At 55.1% G+C, this 17,107-nt stretch carries 16 protein-coding genes and 1 riboswitch; of the genes, 10 read left to right on the forward strand and 6 right to left on the reverse strand.

Going from position 1 to position 17,107, the window contains the following annotated elements; translation table 11 throughout:
* The first annotated feature begins 122 nt into the window (after positions 1-122).
* The 5 genes from HB631_RS26385 to HB631_RS26405 all read left to right on the forward strand — a co-directional run bounded on the left by HB631_RS26385 (position 123) and on the right by HB631_RS26405 (position 4,387).
* Positions 123-695: a recombinase family protein gene (locus HB631_RS26385; protein ID WP_213994159.1), complete on the forward strand. Its 573-nt coding sequence runs from the start codon at positions 123-125 to the stop codon at positions 693-695.
* A 379-nt stretch (positions 696-1,074) separates the two neighbouring features.
* Positions 1,075-1,293, forward strand: a riboswitch (cobalamin riboswitch).
* A 329-nt stretch (positions 1,294-1,622) separates the two neighbouring features.
* Positions 1,623-2,288 carry an energy-coupling factor ABC transporter permease gene (locus HB631_RS26390; protein ID WP_213994144.1) on the forward strand — a complete coding sequence of 222 codons (666 nt, stop codon included), beginning with the start codon at positions 1,623-1,625 and terminating at the stop codon, positions 2,286-2,288.
* A gap of 1 nt (position 2,289) precedes the next feature.
* Complete coding sequence (locus HB631_RS26395) at positions 2,290-2,637, forward strand: hypothetical protein (protein ID WP_213994145.1); 348 nt, start codon at positions 2,290-2,292, stop codon at positions 2,635-2,637.
* A 125-nt stretch (positions 2,638-2,762) separates the two neighbouring features.
* Positions 2,763-3,539, forward strand: coding sequence for a cobalt ECF transporter T component CbiQ (cbiQ, locus tag HB631_RS26400; RefSeq protein ID WP_213994146.1), 777 nt, complete (start codon positions 2,763-2,765; stop codon positions 3,537-3,539).
* Positions 3,540-3,550: 11 nt separating this feature from the next.
* Positions 3,551-4,387: an ATP-binding cassette domain-containing protein gene (locus tag HB631_RS26405; protein WP_213994147.1), complete on the forward strand. Its 837-nt coding sequence runs from the start codon at positions 3,551-3,553 to the stop codon at positions 4,385-4,387.
* A gap of 162 nt (positions 4,388-4,549) precedes the next feature.
* On the opposite strand, the gene rlmF is transcribed toward HB631_RS26405, so the two are convergent.
* Positions 4,550-5,524, reverse strand: a complete 975-nt coding sequence (gene rlmF, locus HB631_RS26410) for a 23S rRNA (adenine(1618)-N(6))-methyltransferase RlmF (RefSeq protein WP_213994148.1) — start codon at positions 5,522-5,524, stop codon at positions 4,550-4,552.
* A 117-nt stretch (positions 5,525-5,641) separates the two neighbouring features.
* Between rlmF and HB631_RS26415 the strand changes: the two genes are divergently transcribed.
* Positions 5,642-6,496, forward strand: coding sequence for a hypothetical protein (locus tag HB631_RS26415; protein WP_213994149.1), 855 nt, complete (start codon positions 5,642-5,644; stop codon positions 6,494-6,496).
* Positions 6,497-6,503: 7 nt separating this feature from the next.
* Here HB631_RS26415 and HB631_RS26420 read toward each other — a convergent pair whose 3' ends face one another.
* The 4 genes from HB631_RS26420 to HB631_RS26435 all read right to left on the reverse strand — a co-directional run bounded on the left by HB631_RS26420 (position 6,504) and on the right by HB631_RS26435 (position 10,939).
* Complete coding sequence (locus tag HB631_RS26420) at positions 6,504-7,298, reverse strand: SDR family NAD(P)-dependent oxidoreductase (RefSeq protein WP_213994150.1); 795 nt, start codon at positions 7,296-7,298, stop codon at positions 6,504-6,506.
* A 172-nt stretch (positions 7,299-7,470) separates the two neighbouring features.
* Entirely contained in the window at positions 7,471-8,043 is a 573-nt protein-coding gene (locus HB631_RS26425) for a hypothetical protein (RefSeq protein ID WP_213994151.1), read from the reverse strand.
* Between the two features lie 22 nt (positions 8,044-8,065).
* Positions 8,066-8,899, reverse strand: a complete 834-nt coding sequence (locus HB631_RS26430) for a GTPase domain-containing protein (RefSeq protein ID WP_213994152.1) — start codon at positions 8,897-8,899, stop codon at positions 8,066-8,068.
* A gap of 612 nt (positions 8,900-9,511) precedes the next feature.
* Entirely contained in the window at positions 9,512-10,939 is a 1,428-nt protein-coding gene (locus tag HB631_RS26435; RefSeq protein ID WP_213994153.1) for a PLP-dependent aminotransferase family protein, read from the reverse strand.
* Positions 10,940-11,094: 155 nt separating this feature from the next.
* Here HB631_RS26435 and HB631_RS26440 point away from each other — a divergent pair, with 155 nt between their 5' ends.
* Positions 11,095-11,526 carry a carboxymuconolactone decarboxylase family protein gene (locus HB631_RS26440; protein ID WP_213994154.1) on the forward strand — a complete coding sequence of 144 codons (432 nt, stop codon included), beginning with the start codon at positions 11,095-11,097 and terminating at the stop codon, positions 11,524-11,526.
* A gap of 228 nt (positions 11,527-11,754) precedes the next feature.
* Here the strand turns inward: HB631_RS26440 and HB631_RS26445 are convergent, their stop codons facing one another.
* Positions 11,755-12,768, reverse strand: a complete 1,014-nt coding sequence (locus HB631_RS26445) for an oxidoreductase (protein WP_213994155.1) — start codon at positions 12,766-12,768, stop codon at positions 11,755-11,757.
* Positions 12,769-12,943: 175 nt separating this feature from the next.
* On the opposite strand from HB631_RS26445, the gene HB631_RS26450 reads away from it, so the two are divergent.
* From HB631_RS26450 to fusA, 3 genes are all read left to right on the forward strand, one after another.
* A complete protein-coding gene (locus HB631_RS26450; protein ID WP_255557330.1) occupies positions 12,944-13,921 on the forward strand; it encodes an AraC family transcriptional regulator in 978 nt (325 codons plus the stop codon).
* Positions 13,922-14,020: 99 nt separating this feature from the next.
* Positions 14,021-14,719, forward strand: coding sequence for an extensin family protein (locus HB631_RS26455; RefSeq protein WP_213994157.1), 699 nt, complete (start codon positions 14,021-14,023; stop codon positions 14,717-14,719).
* A gap of 238 nt (positions 14,720-14,957) precedes the next feature.
* Complete coding sequence (fusA, locus tag HB631_RS26460; RefSeq protein WP_213994158.1) at positions 14,958-17,057, forward strand: elongation factor G; 2,100 nt, start codon at positions 14,958-14,960, stop codon at positions 17,055-17,057.
* Positions 17,058-17,107 lie beyond the last annotated feature (50 nt).

Genomic DNA, 17,107 nt, shown 5'->3' on the forward strand with positions numbered 1-17,107 from the left:
CAGCCGCCCCATCAGCGTCCCGTCGCTTGAACCAAGGTTTAAGCGAAACCCCAGATCCACAATTCCATTCCTCCCTCCGCACTACCGTGGCACAATTTTTCTTTTTCTTTGGAGAAAAGCCGGTGCTGATAGGCTACGTTCGTGTATCAACAAATGAGCAAAATACCGAGTTGCAGCGAAATGCGTTAAAAAGCTCAAATTGTGAGCTGATTTTTGACGATAAAATCACCGGTACGGCCACCGACAGGCCGGGGTTGAAGCGGGCCATGCGGGCGCTTTCTCCCGGTGATACCCTGGTGGTCTGGAAACTGGATCGTCTTGGGCGCAGCGTTCGACACCTGATTACGCTGGTGGAGGATCTGAAAAGTCGCGGCATCCATTTTCGCAGCCTGACCGACAGCATTGATACCAGTACCTCTATGGGACGGTTCTTTTTTCATGTAATGAGCGCGCTGGCTGAAATGGAGCGTGAGCTGATCGTGGAACGAACGCTTGCGGGGTTGGCGGCGGCTCGCGCGGAGGGGAGGATCGGCGGCAGACGCCGCATTATGACAGAACAAGTGATAAACAGGGCGCGCCGTATGTTTGCCAACGGCGCGACCTTGCAGCAGGTGGCGCTGATATTGGAGGTTTCTCCCAAAACTATTTATCGTTATATCCCGGCGCGGGAGCAACAGGCTGGTTTTACTCAATGATCACCTCTTAATATGAGGCATATGGGCCTTATCGGCCCATCAAAATGAAGCAATAATTGATTCAAGTCATTTTTAACCTTTAGTTTCATAAAACAGCAATTGATATAAATCATATTTCCCCGCAATGCCCATCCCCTTTTAATAGCCAGTCCATCAAACATGCCCCGGATTTTATCGCCGCTATGATTCCTAATAATCGTCAAGGCTGTCCTCAACCATCCCCCGGTATTTAAAGCACAACACCCGCCTCCAAAACAAAAATGTGATATTCGGCAGCGAATTTTTCACATCCCTATTTTTCACTTGTCATGATCTGCCGCAATAAAATCCCGTCATAAGGTTTAATTATCCCTTGACGTTAATTGAAAAAAATAACAGGATAAATTTCCGAGATTTGGGTGCCTTAGCTTCGCGATCGCGAGGCGGGTGAAACGGAAAGCCGGTGCAAATCCTTATTTGGATAATCAACATTCCGGCGCAGCCCCCGCTACTGTAAGCCTGACGACTTTACCTTCAGCCACTGTGTTTTATGACATGGGAAGGCGGTAGAGAAGAGTGACGGCAAGCCAGGAGACCGGCCCATCTCATACAGGAAGTACCAATCCCCGGGGTGATGGGAAGGGTTCGGTTATATCTTCACGGTGAGAGCGGTTATCATTCTCCCGTATCTGAACTTAATTTCCTTCCTTCATTGTCGAAAATTGGTTTTTTATTTTTGAAATACCCTAGGTTTTCTTGTTGCAATCAACACAGCCGCAACAAGAAAGATTACGGGTATATACCCAAAATAATTCGAGTTGCAGGAAGGCGGCAACATAGTGAGTCCCCAGGAGCTTACACGAGTAAGTGACTGGGGTGAGCGAGGAAAGCCAACGCACCTGCAACTTGAAGTATGAAGGGTATAGTTGATATTCGTGAGGTTCAGGCATGCATATTGAAGATGGAATTTTACCGCTGACCGCGTGCGCCGTTTATTATGCCGTGACGGCGGCTTTTGTCGTGCCGGGTATTTATGAAATTAAAAGAAAAATCAGAAATAATCTGGCGTATAAACCTTTCCTCGCCATGATCGGCGTCGCAGTGTTTGTTATTTCGGCGATGCATTTGCCGGTGCCGGTCACCGGCTCCAGCTCTCATCCGTGCGGCACGCCGCTGGCGGCGATTATTATCGGTCCGTTTGCCACCGCGGTGGTGTCAATGATTGTGCTGTTTTTCCAGGCGGTTTTTCTGGGGCACGGCGGCATAACCACCATCGGCGCCAACACGGTGTCCATGGGGATTGCCGGGGCGATGTCCGGCTACGCCGTGTGGAAGTTCATCCGGGCGTTCCGTTTACCGTTATGGCTCGCCGCGGGCATGGCCGGCCTGGTGGGGGATTTGGTGACCTATCTCACCAGCGCGTTTGAATTGGCGCTAAGCCTGCACGGAAACGTTCCGCTGATGAAGCAATGGATGATTTTTTTCATGGGCTACGGTCCGACGCAGCTGCCGCTGGCGGTGGCCGAGGCGGTGTTTACCGCGGCGGTGCTACAGGCCATGGTCAGCCGGCGTCCTGATTTGTTGCCGGGAATCTTAGCGAAAACGGGGGCATGACATGTCATTACAGATAGAGACTCCGGCCGAAGAGGCGAAAAAGACCCAATTCTTCGATGGCTTTACCAAAACCATGCTGACGGTGATGTGCGTTATCCTGCTGTTTATCTTTGCCTCGGGGACCTACATGAGTACCCATCACATGGATGGCGGCGGCACCGATAACCATGTCAATGATTTGGCCACCGGCGTGGCGCATAAACCTCACCATCCCTTTGTGGAATTGCCGGGGGATGCCGAAGTGGGGGCCTTTTCCGTGGCCAATTTTTTCGCCGGTCTGATAGTGGGATATCATTGGCTGAAGCTTTTTGGCGGCAAATCAACAGCCACTGCCGGCAAGGACGAATAATCGTGATTCCGGCTCGTTTCACCGCCGACAAATAAGAATAATGATGAATCCGGTGCGTTTGGGCTCTGGCAAAGGAAAATAACCATGATTAGGATGCATTCAGCCATCGGCAAAAAGGAATGTCCATGAACCTGGCGCGTTTCGCCGATGAATCCGATTGCCCTCTGCGCCGGCTGGACAGCCGCGTAAAAACCGTCGTCTTGCTGTCGGGGGTGGTGGTGGCTTCGGTCCTGAGTCAATGGTATCTGGCGTTGGGGCTTTGGCTCTCCGCCATAAGCCTGTTTTCCCTGATGTCTTTCGATCCCAGGGCGCTGTTAAAACGGCTGATCATGCCCATGGGTATCGCATGGCTGGTATTTTTAAGCGTGCTTTTTACCCATGGCAGCCGGCCGTTATTCACCATTCCGTTATATTACTTTTCCCTTGATGCTTATCAGGAGGGACTGGTTTTCGGGATTGTCCTTTTTTTAAGAATCATGGCGGCGGTGACCCTGGTTGCCGCGCTGTCATTCAGCACGCCGATGATTGATATTCTGGAAACGCTGCGGATGTGCAAAGTGCCGCATACCGTGATTGATATTGCGGATATGATGTATCGTTATGTCTTCATCATGCAGGATACCGCGTTTACCCTGCGGCAAGCGCAAATCAGCCGACTGGGGGAGACCGTTTCCTGGCTGCGGCGAGTGGGGGATACCGGCAGGGTCGCCGGCAGTATTCTCATCCGATCCCTGGACAGAAGCACGCGGATTTATCAGGCCATGCTGTCCCGCGGTTATGATGAAGACAGCCACGAACTGCGCTTTTTTACCGCCAAAGTGCCGAGGCGGGATAAATTAATGGGTCTCGCCGCCGGTTCGTTGCTGGTATTGATCGTTTTGTTGAACCTGTTAAGCCGCTAACCGAGAAAACCATGGATATCATCGAACTTTCCGACGTCAGCTTCTCCTATGACGGCGAGCATAATGCACTGAATCGTCTGGACCTGACCGTGGGCCAGGGTGAACGTGTCGCCATCCTGGGTCCCAATGGCGCAGGAAAATCAACGCTGTTTCAGCTATTTAACGGACTATTGCTGCCCCAGAGCGGACGGGTGGTGGTGGATGGCCTGCCGGTGAAGAGGGAAAACTTCATTGAACTGCGGCGCCGGGTGGGCATGGTATTTCAGGACTCGGACGATCAGCTGTTTAACGCGACGGTTTACCGGGAGATCGCTTACGGTTTGGTCAACATGAAGATATCCGGCGAGGAGCTGGATAACACCATCCGCTGGGCGCTGAATATTGTCGGCATGGAGTCCTATATTCACCGCAATCCTTTTAATCTGAGCGGCGGCGAGAAAAAGCGCATTGCCCTGGCCAGCGTCATCGCCATGAAACCGAAAGTCTTGGTGCTGGATGAGCCGTTTAATGCCCTCGATCCCAGGGCGGCCAGTCATTTGGTGCATATGCTGAACGACATCAATAAGACCCTGGGCATTACCCTGATTTTTACCCTGCATGATATGGATATCGTCCCCCTGATGGCGGACAAAGTCTATTTGATGAATGAGGGTGAAATGGTGCTGGGAGGGACTTTGGCGGAATTTTTCAACCAGAAGGCAATCCTGCGTCGTTTCGATCTCAGGCTGCCCCGGGTGGCCCATTTGGCTGAGCTGTTGATGCGCGACGGCCAGCTCGATGATAAGGGATTGCCGCTGACCATCGGCCAGGCCAAAGAGATGATCAAGGCGGCGCTGGAAGCGAAATGACTTCTTTTTTCAGCCTCAGCGAGCCGCTGTGCAAAGCCGGTTAACGCCCATAGTCAGCGAATGGGTTCTTGATGACGCCGGACATTGGGTGCTTTAGCCCGCTTGCTCTCGGCGGCCATTATACTCGTCATACTTCAAAGTTGCCGCCGAAAGACATCGGGGCTATTCAGGTTTCTGCCAGCGCTCTGCGGCCCACTGTGCCTGCTGTTCGGCATTCTGGAAGGTCCAGGCGATAAAACGGCTGATTTTCTGGCCTTGGGCCATATCAACGATGCGCACGTCGTAGGCATCGGCCAGTTTGAGGGCCTCCTGCAACGGCGCCAGGGTGGTATGTTTGGAAATCAGCGAGGTGAACCACAGGCAGTTTTTCCCTTTGCCGACGCTTTCCTGCACCATCTTGCTGACGAAGGCTAATTCACCCCCTTCACACCAGAGTTCGTTATTTTTACCGCCGAAATTTTGCACCGGCGTATCCGCCACCTCGCCTTTACCGAGCTTATGCAGCTTTAGCCGGGTGCTGGCGCGCGCCTCTTCCGCCGAACCATGGAAAGGCGGATTGCATAAAGTGGCGTCAAAGCGTTCGGCAATACCGATGATATTGTCAAAAATAGCGTCGTTTTGCTTTTGGTGGCGCAGCCGCACGCTGTTTCTCAGGGTGGGATTCATCTCCACCAGCATTTTGGCCGAGTTCAGCGAGATCTTGTCGTTTTCCGAGCCGGTGAAACGCCAGCCGTATTCATGCTGGCCGATAATAGGATAAATGCAGCTGGCGCCCACGCCCACGTCCAGTATGGCGATGTTTTTTCCACGGGGTATTTCTCCGCCATTACTGTCCGCCAATAAATCGGCAAGATAATGAATATAGTCCGCCCGGCCGGGAATCGGCGGACAGAGGTAATTCGCGGGAATATCCCAATGCTCGATGCCGTAATAATGCAGCAACAAGGCTTTATTCAGCATTTTCACCGCCGCGGGATCGGCAAAATCCACCGAAATATCCCCCCAGGCATTGGGTTTTACAAACGGCGCCAGCGCCGGGCAATGGCCGGTCAGCGCATCGAAATCATAACGTGAACGATGGCGGTTCCGCGGGTGCAGATGGTTTTTTTGCTGCGGGAAGGTCTTCTTGTGATCCATCGTTCATATTCTCAGGCTGTTTATTCCGGTGGCTAAGATAGCACAATGTCCGGTGTCGGGGGGGATGGCCGGTGAAAAGCCGGAACAATTGATATAGAATGAAGGTTCCACTCGCAAATGGATATGCTGCAAAACACCATGATGACACTTTTCCAGAAATGGGCGGCGGTGTTTTTACTGGGAAGCCTGATGTCGACCTCCGCCGTTGCCGCGAATAATTGCGCGGACAAGCATCGCAGGATTAATGATAATAACAATCTCATCATGCTGGACGGCAATGCGAGGGGGAATATCAAAATGATGGTCTCCGGCATGGTTGGGAAAGACGTTGATGAGCAGGCAAGCGGCAATATCCGCTTCGATCAATGCGGGGTTCTGTCCGATGCGCTTTTTGATTATCATAAATCCGAAGGCAGCGTTATTTTGAAAATGGTCAACCATACCGTCAAAGCGGCGGGCGGCTGGGAATCCACTTATGAAATTGCCGTCATCTTGGAAAAAGAGGGTGCCCAGGCGCTGGCGACCCATAAGCTGGGGAAAATCAATTTTTCCACCGATAAAAACGGCTTTATTACCACGTCGACGGACGCTTTCACCATCAACGATCAAAAAGGCTTCACCACGACGGTTTACAGCTATGACAAACGGCATCGGCTGGTGAAAAGCGTCGCGCGTGGTTCGGATGCGCTGGCGAACGATCAGTACGTTTATGACTACGACAAAAAAGGTCTGTTATCCACCACCGCCTCTTCCAAAGGCTCTACCACCTATCGTTACGATGGTGGGGGAAGGGAGCTGGGCTCGACGTCTGTTTCAACCACCTCCATCAGCCAGATCTCAAAGACGGAAGAGTGCCAACGCTTTGACCCGGTGGGAAATTGTGTGTTGAGTTATGGCGGGGAAACGGAAATATTCCCCCTGTATGTGATTAAGCGGCACAGAAGCACCGCCATGCAGTATCAGTACTGGTAGCCTTTAATCAAACAATGCTGTTCACCACGCCGCCGTCGACCCGCAATGCGGCGCCTGTTGTGGCGGAAGCTTGGGTTGAGCAGGTATAAATTACCAGATTGGCGACCTCTTCCGGGGTTGCCAGACGTTGCAATATAGAGGTCGAGCGCTGTGTGCGCACGAAATCGGCGCCGGCCTCTTCGATGCTGATGCCCGCCGCCTCCGCGCTCTCTTTCAACATGGCTCGGACGCCGTCAGACAGTGTCGGGCCGGGCAGAACGGAATTCACCGTCACGCCGCTTCCGGCGGCAAGTTTGGCCAGTCCGCCCGCGACCGCCAATTGCGCCGTTTTCGTCACGCCGTAATGAATCATTTCAGCGGGAATATTCAGCGCCGATTCCGATGAGATAAAGACGACGCGGCCCCAGTTGCTGCCCAGCATGCCGGGCAGATAGAAGCGCGACAGGCGTATGCCGGACATCACATTGGTTTGGAAATACTGTTCCCATTCATCGTCATCTATCGTGAAAAAAGGTTTTGGGCCGTAGATACCGGCATTGTTCACCAGAATATCCGTCTTCGGCACCGCGTCGGTGAGCAATGCCACACCGGCGGCATCGGATAAATCGGCCGCGATCCCGCTCAGGACAGCGCCGGGAACGTCGGCGGCGATGGCGGCCAGTGCTTTTTCCACAGTGGCTTGACTGCGTCCGTTAATCACCACCGCGGCGCCGGCGCGTGCCAGACCGCTGGCGATGGCGAAGCCGATACCGCCGGTTGAGGCGGTGACCAGAGCGGTTTTACCAGATAAATCAATCTGCATAATTGTCTCCTTGGCGTGGTGAATAGCGATGGCTTGACGGAATATAAGCTCTTTATTATGCGGGATTTGAAAAGATTACGTACCGTGCAGGGCGGTTTTTTCTCTTTTTTGCATTGGCGTTGCGCCAGGGGCGGCGGGTATCCGTGCCGCCGATGGCGTGGGAAAAGGCCGGTCAATCCGGCGTCCGAGTATTTTTCCCATAAAGAGGTCCCTGCGCTGGCGAGGAACGTAGCTGAACTTGTGCCGGCGAGGAACGTAGCTGAACTTGTGCCGGCGAGGAACGTAGCTGAACTTGTGCCAGCGAGGAACGTAGCTGGATAAAACCGGAGATCTCTTCTTTTAGCCTTGCCAGTTCGTCTTTCTGTTTTTCCCTGACGGGGCTGATAGCGGTGCCGGGTATCAATACCGACAGATCTTTAAGCAAAGCCGGTAGTTTTTTGGTTTGCTCCTGCTCGGCAAACCGGCATAACACGTCAAAGGTCAGAGTGACCTGCGCCGACTCATCGCGAACGATCATCAGCGAGTGTTTTTCATATAATTTGAAGAGCGCCATTTTGGTAACGGCGATGATTTCATTCTCTCTGATAAACCGCGCTTTTACCGGACTTTCTTCCTCCCCAGACCATAATATCACCCGATATGGCGCGTGGGGTGCGATTAAACCAGGAGAAACCGTCCGGCCGCGCACCGAACGCGCAAACAGGCTGCAAGCCCAACCCAACATCGGCAATATTAACCACCACATTACGATTCCTTACCCCGGAGGGTTAGCGTTGACGAACGTCGTTAATGCGAAAACGCAATGTCTCTCCCAGACGTTGTAAATCCCGTTGCCACAAAGAAAAAGTTTGGTTCAGTTCGGCTTCTCCCAAGGTGATTCTTTTTTTTCGGGTTTTGATGGCCCCGGCTATCCATGAATCCAGCCTATCTAGCAAAGCCTTGATACCGGCGGAACGCATCCCGGACAGGCCGCCTTGGTAGCTGCGAATCACTAACTGAAGTTGCTGCTGTAGTGCCTGGATACGGTTGAGCTCCAGCAGCAGTACCGGCACGCGGCTTCCCGCCGGGTCGGGGTAGCTTTCAGCAGGAATTGCGTGGCAGGAGGATAAAAACAGGATCCCTAAATTGCGGTGAATTGCGCTTAAGCGTTCCAATATCTGATAAGCGGCTTTATCCCCATGGGTGAGAGCCACGATCATTCGCTGACGGAGGTCGGGAAACCGTTCCTTGAGCGATCGTAGAAAAGCCATTTCGGGGTCCGTTAACGCGCCTTGGCGCAAATCGTGGGTCAAGACGATGATATCGGCGCCGATTGCCTTTTCCCAGGCACCCGCCCCCGGCGTAAAGGGGATATCGAGGCCCGGCGTATCGATATAAAAAGGAACCATCGCCTCCGCTGCCGAGGGCTCATCCGAGCCGGTTGTTGGCAGGGAAAGCGACAGGGCATTAACCAATGCGCTTTTGCCGGCGTTGGCCAAACCGCATATAACAATGCGGCAATCATCGACGGGTCGGGTATAAAACTCCAGAAAGGCTTGATAACATAGTGAAAATTCCGGCGTTTCATCGCACAGTTGCTGCAAGCAATCTTGAGTAGACATAACCATCCTTTAACGATATCGCATGCCGCGCCTGAATCAGCCCGAAATCCATAACCCGCCCGGTATAGGTTATCGGCAGATTAGAGGCAGGGTTTAGTGGGGCGCGTTAAAAGCCAGCGGGAGGGTTAAAGACAGGATAAGGCCAGGGTAACGTCTTGAGTAAAAGCATTGTCCGGGGGACGGTAATGGGGAATGTAATATCAACGTAACGGGGGGTATTAAGGGAGTGGTGGTACGCATATCAAGGGATGGTCGAACAATAAAAACGTAGGATGCCCCGAACCTGGGTCCGAGGCGTAAAGTCTAGCTCATTGCTACATGAAACCGACGCAAGTATGAACCTAAAGACCAGGGCAGTAAACATGATAACAACGTTTTTTTTCGACGACGGCAAGCGGACGGGCCTATGGAAAGCATTGTTTAACACACATCATTTATCCCCGGATAAAAAAAGCCCGCTCAAGGGCGGGCAAGGACTTCACAGCAAAGCCGAAACGCTCATTGATCAAGGAGGATGACGGGTTCCGAACTGCTTATCGAACCTGATTAAATATGAACTCCTTCGGGTAAACATCTGGGCAACCAATTCGGAAATTAACCGAAAGCCAAGTGCTATTTCATCATTTGGCGGTTAAGGGATAATAGTAGTATCCGACATATATCCCGCGCCTGTTCCGGGCTGGCGATGTTGGTAAATCCCATCAGCAGTCCCGGCTCGATTTTGGCCGTCAGACACCAGCGCGACAACGCCTGCACAGCGACTCCGGAAGCCAGGGCATCATCCGCCAGCGCCTCGTCGTCGGTACCGGCCTTCAGCCGGGCCAATAATTGTATGCCGCCGGCCTGAGGTTCGATTTTCAGATGCTGTCCGCAAATCTCCTGTAGCGCCTCCTCCAGATAACGCCGGCGCAGGGTATAAAGATGCCGCATTTTTTTCAAATGACGGGTAAAATGTCCTTGTTCGATAAAATCGCTGACGGTGCCCTGCAGCAATACGGGGCAGTGATTGGCCATTCGTTCGCAAACCTCGGTAAAGCGGGGAATCAACCCGGCGGGCACCACTAAATAAGCCAGCCGCAGGCCCGGATACACTACCTTGCTGAAGGTCCCGGCATACAAGACCCGCCCTCCATCGTCGAGGCTTTTCAACGCGGGTAGCGGGCGGCCGTGATAACGGTATTCACTGTCATAATCGTCTTCAACTATCCAGCTTTGCCGCCGATTGGCCCATTCCAGCAAGGCCAGGCGGCGGGGCAGGGAAAGGGCGACTCCCAGCGGGCTTTGGTGGGACGGCGTCACCACGGCGAAACGGGCATCCTCCGCCAGGTTCTGTGCTGCGTCCACACACAGGCCGGATCCATCCACCGGCACCGGGATGAGTTTTGCTCCGGCGCCGGCGAGGACATCGCGGGCAAAGGGGTAGCCGGGATCCTCGAACCAGCACGTGTCCCCCGGGATCATCAGGCAGCGGCATATCAGCTCAAGGACGGCGGGATAACCGGCGCAGATAAAGATCTGTTCCGGCCCGCAGACAATTCCGCGGGATATGCCCAGGTAACCGGCGATAGCCGAGCGCAAGGGCGCATAACCGCGCGGGTCCGGATAGACCAGGTTCTCCACCCCCGGACGGCGCAGGCGGCTGACGGCCAGCCTGGCCCATAATTTTCGCGGAAAAGCGTCCAGCGCCGGTAAGCCGAGTTGCAGCGGCAGCGGGACGGGACGCGGCGGTCGAAACGCCGGGTCGGGGGGAATGGCCGAAACAGTCGGTCTGTCCTGGCTGCGGCGGGTCGGCAGATGGGGTGAAACCACCGTGCCCGCCGGTCCCCTGGTTAACAGATAGCCTTCGCTTATCAACAATTGATAGGCTGTTTCCACCGTGCCGCGGGCCAGATCCAATTCGCTGGCCAGGCTGCGCACCGACGGGATGCGATCCCCGGGATGCAGCCGTCCGTTGGCGATGGCCTCGCGAAACCGCCGATAAATTTGCAGGTAGAGCGGTATTGAACGGTCGCCATCGAGTTGTATATTTTGATAAGGCATCTCATGTCCTAATCATTCGGCCAGTTCTTGGCCCTATAGATTAGGACATTCATTGCCTATAGTGAACTCGCATTTAATGAAGGCGCTCCTGCGGCGGCCTTCCATCCGATTTATCAAGATGACCGGCTTGCCGGTATCACTTGGGAGTAATAAAAATGAGTCAGTTACGTTTGCCCTACGCCAAATTATCCCCGGAGACCTATCAGGGATTTTTGATGGCCAATAAATCTCTGGGAAACAGCGCGTTGGGCCAGCCGCTCATTGAGATGGTCAATTTGCGTGTGTCGCAGATTAATGGCTGCGCATATTGCCTGGAAATGCACGCCGCCGCCTTACGGGCCGGCGGTATGGCGGAAATTAAACTGGACAGTCTGGCCGGGTGGCGGGTGAGCTCGCATTTTAGCGAGCGGGAGCGCGGGGCGCTGGCCTGGGCGGAATCCCTGACCCATATCTCCACTACCGGCGCGCCGGATGAGGTATTCGAGCCGTTAAAAAGCCTGTTTACCGATGGGGAAATCGCCGATCTTACCTTCGCCGTCGCCCTGATAAACGCCTTTAACCGACTGGCCATCGGCATGCGGCAATAATTTGCCGGAGGAAAGGCCGCGGCTGCGGTAAGCGCGACTTCAGACTGCTGACAAACGTACTCGGAGTTAATCAGGAGGGACAGGATGCTAGAAGAGTAAACCGTCCGCGCCAGGGATGGCGCGGATCGAGCCCCCAGGGACGGGTTCACGGCGTGTTTACGATCTAGCATCCTTTCCCGACCGGGCACTTTGCCAACAAATTCAGGCCGCGGTAAGCGCGGCCTCGGTTTAATCCGCAGTGAAGGTAAAACCCAGCAGCCGTTCGCTCAGCTGCCACAAACGTTCGGCGGACAGGGGATCCACGGCGTATGGCAAGACGCCGTTGAGGTTGAGTCTGGGAGTATCGCCGGTATTCCAGCCGGTGGTCTGATCAATGGAGGCCAGGGGAGCAACGTCGCTATTCTCGCAATAGAGGCCGCCGATGCCGTTGAGCTGCGGGCTGGTGGCGCACCAAACGATGGTGGCCGCGCCCTGCTCGACGGTTTTGAGGTTTCTGGCGGGATCCAGAATGGGTTTTCCCGCGTCGTCAATGACGCCCGCCTCCCTCAGCTCCCCCTGGGACAAATGTTTGCCGAGGCCGGTGTCCAAAATGCCGCCGGGATGCAGTGAAAACGCGCGCACGCCGTGGGGCTTGCCGTAACCGTCAAGGGCCAGTGCAAACAGGATATTGGCGGTTTTTGACTGGCCGTAACCCTGCCAGCGATCGTATTCGCGGTGCTCGAAGTTGGGATCGACGAATACCACAGGGGAAAAGCGGTGGCCCCAGGAGGACACCGAAACCACCCGTGCGCCTCCGGCCTGCCGCAGCGCCGGCCAGAGCCGCGCCGCCAGTTGGAAATGGCCGAGATGGTTGGTGGAGAACTGTGATTCATAACCCCGCTCATCCCGTTCAAGGGGAGAGGCCATGATGCCGGCGCAATTCACCAGCAGGTGTAGCGGCCGGCGGCCGGCGATGAATTTTGCGGCAAAAGCATCAATGGAGGCGGGCCGGGTCAGATCCATGGACTCAAGCTCGACGCCGTCCAGCCCTTGCAACGCCTTGGCGGCTTTGTCAAGATCCCGGGCCGGGACAATGACCGTTGCGCCCGCTGAGCGTAATGTCCGTACGGTCTCCAGGCCAAGGCCGGAATAGCCGCCGGTGACAATGGCGATTTTGCCGGTCAGATCGATGCCTTCAATCACTTCGCCGCTGGTGGAGGCGGAGCTGAAACCGGAATTGATGGGTTTTTGCAATGTGGACATGGTAATGGACTCCTGCAAAGGGTAAGTGTATACCCGTCATACCTCAAGTAGCAGCTGCGTTGGCTTTCCCGCCACTCGGATTGTTTAGGGTATAGTTGTACGGAGGCCAGTGTAGTCCCGACTGGCTGAACGATGAATGCTTGAAAATTCGTATTTATTGCGCGATAGTTCAAAAATGAATGATCCCTTCTCGGATATCCTGCAGTTCACCCAAGCCCAATCCGTGGTTTCCGGCGGATTTACGGCCGGCGGCCCCTGGGCGCTCCGTTTTCCGCCCCCCGATAAAATCAAATTCTTCGCGATAGTGAAAGGTCATTGTTATTTTCGCTTTAACGATGTGGATGAGCCGTTACGCCTGGAAGAGGGGGATGTGTTTTTGCTGGCGGCGCAGCGCTCGTTTGTGCTGGCAGGGGATTTGGCGATGGTGCCCCTGGATGCGATGCGGGTTTTTGCCGCCAGCGACACCAAAACCGTCAACCTCGGCGGCGGCGATGATTGCATCCAGATTGGCGGTCATATCAAACTGAATCCCGCCAGCGGAAGATTGCTGTCGGATGTCCTGCCGCCGTTCATTCATGTCCGTGCTGTTTCGCCCCAAGCTTCGGTGCTGCGATGGCTGCTCGATCAACTGGTGCGGGAACGAACGGCGCAGCTGCCGGGCGTCGGCATCGCCTCGTCCCAACTCGCCCAACTGATGTTCGTACAGATTCTGCGGGTGCACCTGTCCACCGCCGGCACCTTGGCGGCCGGCTGGCTGAGGGCGTTGGGGGATCCCCGTATCGCGCCGGTGCTGCGTCTGATGCACGACGACCCGGGACACGTCTGGCAACTGGGCGAACTTGCCAGGGCCGCCGCCATGTCCCGCACCTCCTTTGCCCTGCATTTCAAAGCGGTGGCGGGAGTGTCTCCCTTGACCTATCTGACCAAATGGCGCATGCGTCTGGCGGAACGGGCGCTGCGGGAAGGGGACGTTCCGGTGGCGGTTCTCGCCCGTTCGCTGGGCTATACATCGGAAAGCGCATTCAGCAGCGCTTTTAAACGCATCACCGGCAATGCCCCAAAACGATACCGCAACGCCTCCCGAGACGCCTTGGACGCCGGAGAAAACGCTACGTTAGCAAGCCAGGGGGAAGCAGCCGGAAATCTCGTGTAACCGGGAACCGGGCCGCGTTGGTAACCGCCGTAAATATCCCATAATCCGGATCACCTGCTAGAATCTTAGCATCCGACCGCGTGCCGGGGATAAAACGTAGTGCGATTCATCTTGGGTTTATTGATTGCGGTAGCGCTGGCGGTGGTCCTCGTCCCTCGGCTTCAGCGCTTCCTGCCGCCGGGTTACGATCCCTTTGCGCCGCTGTCGGTTACTGACCCGCCGACGTTTATTACCCGTTTCAAGCTAAGAGCGTTGGCCGGGGATCCCGCGGCCTGCCTGGCTGTGTTGGAACAGGCGCGCGCCGCCGGACGTATTGCTTTTACCGCGTTGGGATCCACTACCGGTGCCTGTCCGTTGCTTTCGCCGGTACGGGTTCGCGGCTTCGGGCCGGTGAAGCTGAGCTCAAGCTTCCTGGCCAGTTGTCCCCTGGCGCTCAGCAGCGCGATGTTCGTGACGCAATCCGCCTTGCCCAGGGCCGAGACGGATCTTGGTTCGCCGCTGGTTCGCATTGATCATCTCGGCAGCTATGCCTGCCGCAACATTTATAACCGTCCCGACGCCCGGCTTAGTGAACACGCCAGCGCCGATGCGCTGGATGTGGCGGGGTTTCGTCTGGCGGACGGCAGAAATATCACCGTGTTGCGGCAATGGCCCCGGGACGATGCCGAAGGGGCATATTTACATACCGTCTTCAACCAGAGCTGCGACTTTTTCGGCAACACCCTCGGTCCCGACTACAATACCGCCCATGCCGGCCATTTCCACTTCGGCATGCGCGGTTTCGGCATTTGCCGTTAATGTTTTCCCGTCGCTGTTCAGCCGCTATGTGACCCCGAGCGACAAAGGCACTGGCGGACATTGAAGAGCTGTTACAAAAGGCGCATTCTGACCAGGCGCACCGGCGCTATTTTTTTTCCGCCGGACTGCCCGGAAATGCGCAACAAACTCAATTTATTACTCAGTCCCCGGCGCCGTCGGCCGTCGGGGGAATGTTTCACAGTAGGTTTTGTCCATTAGGGGCATTTAAGGTAATTGTATGGTCCGTAAAACTCCCATAGAACGATATCGCAACATCGGCATCAGTGCTCATATTGACGCCGGCAAGACCACCACCACTGAGCGTATTCTGTTTTATACCGGGGTCAGCCATAAAATCGGTGAAGTGCATGACGGCGCTGCAACGATGGATTGGATGGAGCAGGAGCAGGAACGCGGAATTACCATTACCTCAGCTGCCACAACCACCTTCTGGAAAGGGATGGCCGGTAATTATCCGGAACATCATATCAATATTATCGACACCCCGGGGCACGTGGATTTTACCATCGAAGTGGAACGGTCCATGCGGGTTTTGGACGGCGCGGTGATGGTATATGACTCGGTGGGCGGGGTTCAGCCGCAGTCGGAAACCGTCTGGCGGCAGGCGAACAAATATAAAGTGCCGCGCATCGCGTTTGTCAACAAGATGGACCGCACCGGCGCGGATTTCTTCAAGGTACAGACCCAGATAGCCAAACGCCTGAAAGGGGTGGCGGTGCCGATCCAGATTCCGGTGGGCGCCGAAGAGCATTTTCAGGGTGTGGTGGATTTGATCAAGATGAAAACCATCGTCTGGGATGATTCCACCCAGGGTGTGAAGTTCACCTACGAAGATGTACCGGCAGCCTTGATGGCGTCGGCGCTGGAGTGGCGCAACCACATGGTGGAAGCGGCGGCCGAGGCCAGCGAAGAATTGATGAATAAGTACCTGAACGGCGAAGATCTCACCGAGGATGAAATCAAGGGCGCGCTGCGCAAGCGTACCATTGATAATGAAATCGTGCCGATGCTGTGCGGCAGCGCGTTCAAAAACAAAGGCGTTCAGGCGTTGCTGGATGCGGTGGTGGATTATCTGCCGTCCCCCATCGACGTGGCGGCCATTACCGGACATGACGAGGACGATAATGAAATAGAACGTCATTCCAGCGATAAAGAGCCCTTCTCGGCCCTGGCATTCAAGATCATGACCGACCCCTTTGTCGGCCAATTGATCTTTTTCCGGGTCTATTCCGGCACCATCTCAACCGGGGATTCGGTTTACAATCCGGTGAAAGGCAAAAAAGAGCGTTTGGGCCGTTTGCTGCAAATGCATGCCAATGAACGTAAAGACATTAAGGAAGTCCATGCCGGCGATATCGCCGCCACGGTAGGCATGAAGGATGTGACCACCGGTGATTCCCTGTGCGATCCGGATCATCCGATCATCCTTGAACGCATGATTTTCCCCGATCCGGTGATTTCCCAGGCCATTGAGCCGAAGACCAAGGTGGACCAGGAAAAGATGGGTATAGCCCTGGGCCGTTTAATGCAGGAAGATCCTTCGTTTCGCGTTAAAACCGATGATGAATCCGGTCAGACCATTATTTCCGGCATGGGCGAGCTGCATCTTGAGATCCTGATGGAGCGTATGCGCCGCGAGTTCGGCGTGGCGGTCTCGGTGGGTAAACCGCAGGTGGCCTATCGGGAAACCATTAAAAAGACGGTGGAAGAAGTTGAAGGCAAATACGTTAAGCAGACCGGCGGCCGGGGACAATATGGTCACGTGGTGCTGAAAATCGAACCGCAGCCGGCGGGCAAAGGTTATGAGTTCGTGGATGCCATCAAGGGCGGGGTAGTGCCGCGGGAGTATATCTCCTCTATCGACAAGGGTATTCAGGATACCCTGACCTCCGGCGTGTTGGGCGGTTATCCGGTGGTGGATGTAAAAGCCACGCTGTTCTTTGGTTCCTATCATGAAGTGGATTCCAACGAAAATGCGTTTCGTATGGCGGCCTCGATGGCGTTCAAGGACGGGATGCGTCAGGCGCAGCCTATTCTGCTGGAGCCGATGATGGCGGTGGAAGTGGAAACGCCGGAAGATTTCATGGGCAACGTGATGGGGGATCTCTCCTCGCGGCGCGGCATGGTGCAGGGGATGGAGGATATTCTCGGCAGTAAGCTTATCCGCGCCGAGGTGCCGCTGGCGGAAATGTTTGGTTATTCCACTACGCTGCGTTCGATGTCACAGGGGCGCGCCACCTATACCATGGAGTTCAAGCACTATTCGGAAGCGCCGAAAGCGGTGGCGGAGCAGGTTATCAAGAGCCGCGGCAAGTAGTTTGCCTGTGTCTCCCTTTAACACGCTCGGTTTAACCGCTGGTGATCGCG

It is taken from the genome of Sodalis sp. dw_96 (assembly GCF_018449575.1).
Lineage (GTDB): Bacteria > Pseudomonadota > Gammaproteobacteria > Enterobacterales > Enterobacteriaceae > Acerihabitans.